This window comes from Intestinibacter sp. (genome assembly GCF_022780145.1).
Lineage (GTDB): Bacteria > Bacillota > Clostridia > Peptostreptococcales > Peptostreptococcaceae > Intestinibacter.
In genome coordinates this window covers 1-2,893 of record NZ_JALEXO010000323.1, presented here as the reverse complement: position 1 = coordinate 2,893, position 2,893 = coordinate 1, and the positions used below count along the sequence as shown (strand labels likewise).

The window sequence follows — 2,893 nt, the reverse complement described above, 5'->3', positions numbered from 1 at the left end:
GCATACTAAAATAAAAATAACTATATTTAAAATAAGAAAATATTTATCAAAATCCATAATGTTTATTTTGGATATTTAAAATAGTAAATGCTATAATTTTTGGGAATACATTACGAAAATTATATTTAGATAAAATAAAATTGACCTCCAATCATTCGATTTTATATCTAACTTTTTGGGGTCAGTTCATACTTGCTAGGATTTTTTATTTCAAATATTTTATCTATCCAATATCAACTATTTCATATTCCCTATTTCCAAGCCCTTACTCATAAGCCTGTTCCACAGTATGAATAGCATTTCTAGAATCCATTCTCTCAATCAATGAAGCCTTACCTGGATCTGGAGAATTTTTAACTGCATCGTAGCAAGCTTGGTCTAAAGCGACTGGATCAAGACTTGCGTATATTCCTAAGTCATCCATTTCTGGATCGTGAGGGTTTGCATCACAGTCGCAGTCGATTGACAATTTATTTGCTACATTTATATACGCTAGGTTTTCTTCCTTGAAGTAGTCGATTACAGAGGCATCTGCATCTGCCATAGCTTCTAGGAATGAATCGTGGTCGGCAGTCCAAATATTTTCTGGAATTCCTGCTCCGTGGATATAGGCTTTACCGTGTGAAGAAGCAATTCCTATAGACATATTTTTAAGTGCTCCTCCAAATCCTCCCATAGCATGTCCTTTAAAATGAGATAATATCAGCATTGAGTCGTAATTTTTTATATGTGATCCTACATAGTTTTTATGTATTTGTTTGCCGTTTGGAACTGGAAGCTCGATTTCGCCGTCTTCATCCATTATGTCGCAAGGAGCTATTTTTGTGAAGCCGTGTTCTTCTATAGCTTTCCAGTGTTCTTCAGTTGTATTTCTTCTGCCTTCATATGCTGTATTGCATTCTACTATTGTTCCTTGTAATTTATCTATTAGAGGCTTGATTAAATTTGGATCTAGGAAGTTGTGTCCTCCTGGTTCGCCAGTAGATATTTTTACAGCGACTTTTCCTTTTAATTCAGTATTTAAAGCTTCGTAAATTTTAATTAAACTTTCACTTGTTATTTCCTTTGTAAAATATACTTTTGATTTTGTCATAGCGATCTCTCCTTTGTTAAAATTGTGTTTGATATATTGTAATTTTTCTAATTATAGCGTAACATTTAAGTTAAGTTTAATGTCAATAGTTTTGAATAAATTTTTTGGAGGAAATATAATGGGGTATACGATTAAAGAAGCTTCTAAGATTACTGGATTGTCAACATCTACACTCAGATATTACGATAGAGAGGGTTTACTTCCATTTATAAAAAGACTCGATTCTGGATATCGAAGCTTTTCTGAAGATGACATAGAGATGATTAAAATTATAGAATGTCTTAAAAGAACAGGTATGTCGATTAAAGAAATCAAAAAATTTACTGAGTGGGTCCAAGATGGCGACAATTCTCTAGAGGAAAGATATGAGATGTTTTTAGAGAGAAAGCATGCCGTAGAAACAGAAATAGAATCTCTACAAAATACACTCGATATCATAAATTATAAATGCTGGTACTATAAAACTGCTATAGAAGCTGGCACAGAAAAAATTCATTTTAAAAATAAAAAAGATGGCAAATTACCTTGCGAATAAAATAAGGAGGAAATTAAATTGAAAATAAAAGTTTTAATGGACAATAATACATACATAGATCAGTACTATCTAGGAGAGCCGGCAGTTAGCTACTATATAGAAATAGACGATAAAAAAATACTATTCGATGCTGGATATTCAGATGCATTTATAAAAAATGCAGAAGCTATGGATATAGATTTAAATAAAATAGATACTATAGTACTATCTCACGGCCACAACGATCACACTAGAGGTCTGCAATATCTAGATAAAAAAATCAATTTATCAAAGCCTGAAATAATAGCTCATCCAGGTTGCTTCGAGGCAAAATACTTCGACGGGCAATTTATAGGAGCACCTTATACTTTACAGGAGATGTACAAATTCAACTACACTCCTAGCAAGACTCCTTACGAAATTTCTAAAAACTGTATGTTTTTAGGTGAGATACCTGAGCTAATAGATTTCGAGCCTAGATATGCAATCGGTGTAAAGGAGGATCTCGAGTTATGCTGTAGTGAATTTTTCAGCAAGGATTATTTGCTAGATGATTCTGCTGTAGTTTTAAAGACAGACGACGGACTTTTTATAGTCACAGGATGTTCTCATAGTGGAATTTGTAATATTATAGAATATGCCAAAAAAGTATGTGGTGATGACAGAATAATAGGTGTATTAGGAGGGTTTCATCTATTTGAAGTGGATGATAGATTGAAAAATACTATCGATTATTTTGAAAAAGCTGATATAAAAACTCTTTATCCATGTCACTGCGTATCATTAAAGGCTAAGGCTGAAATGATCAAAAGTTTAAATGTAGAGGAAGTAGGAGTCGGTTTAGAAATTTTTATTTAAATGTAGTATATAATTCATAAATATAGTATATTATTATAGATAACAACATATTGGGAGGTAGTATTGTGGAAGATAAACAATCTAAAAAAATACTCTTTGGTGCTACGTACTTAATAGTACTTGTTTTTATTTTATACCGAATTACAGATATCTTCGGTATTTTAGGGACTTTACTATCTATAATAGAGCCATTTTTAATAGGTGGGGCAATTGCTTTTATACTTAGTATACCTATGAATTTTTTAGAAAAGAAGTTTAAAAAACTAAAAAGACCTGTGAGCTTATTGCTTACATTTTTGATTTTCATATTAGTAATATTGATTTTAATATTCTTAATTGGACCAAAGCTAGTAGATACAGTTACTAGTATAGCAAATACTGTACCAGGGGCTATAGATAGTCTACATTCACTAGTTGAAAGATCAAAT

Annotated in this window: 4 protein-coding genes; 3 read left to right on the top strand and 1 reads right to left on the bottom strand. The window is 31.7% G+C overall.

Features of this window, described 5'->3' with window-relative positions; all coding sequences use genetic code 11:
• Positions 1 to 265: 265 nt before the first annotated feature.
• Positions 266 to 1,093, bottom strand: coding sequence for a DUF362 domain-containing protein (locus MR593_RS12185; protein WP_290693346.1), 828 nt, complete (start codon positions 1,091 to 1,093; stop codon positions 266 to 268).
• Positions 1,094 to 1,211: 118 nt separating this feature from the next.
• Between MR593_RS12185 and MR593_RS12180 the strand changes: the two genes are divergently transcribed.
• The 3 genes from MR593_RS12180 to MR593_RS12170 form a co-directional block, all read left to right on the top strand.
• On the top strand, positions 1,212 to 1,628 hold the full coding sequence (locus tag MR593_RS12180; protein ID WP_290693343.1) for a MerR family transcriptional regulator: 417 nt from the start codon (positions 1,212 to 1,214) through the stop codon (positions 1,626 to 1,628).
• An 18-nt stretch (positions 1,629 to 1,646) separates the two neighbouring features.
• Entirely contained in the window at positions 1,647 to 2,465 is an 819-nt protein-coding gene (locus MR593_RS12175; RefSeq protein WP_290693340.1) for an MBL fold metallo-hydrolase, read from the top strand.
• A gap of 65 nt (positions 2,466 to 2,530) precedes the next feature.
• A partial coding sequence (locus tag MR593_RS12170) for an AI-2E family transporter (RefSeq protein WP_290693337.1) occupies positions 2,531 to 2,893 on the top strand: 363 nt, incomplete at its 3' end.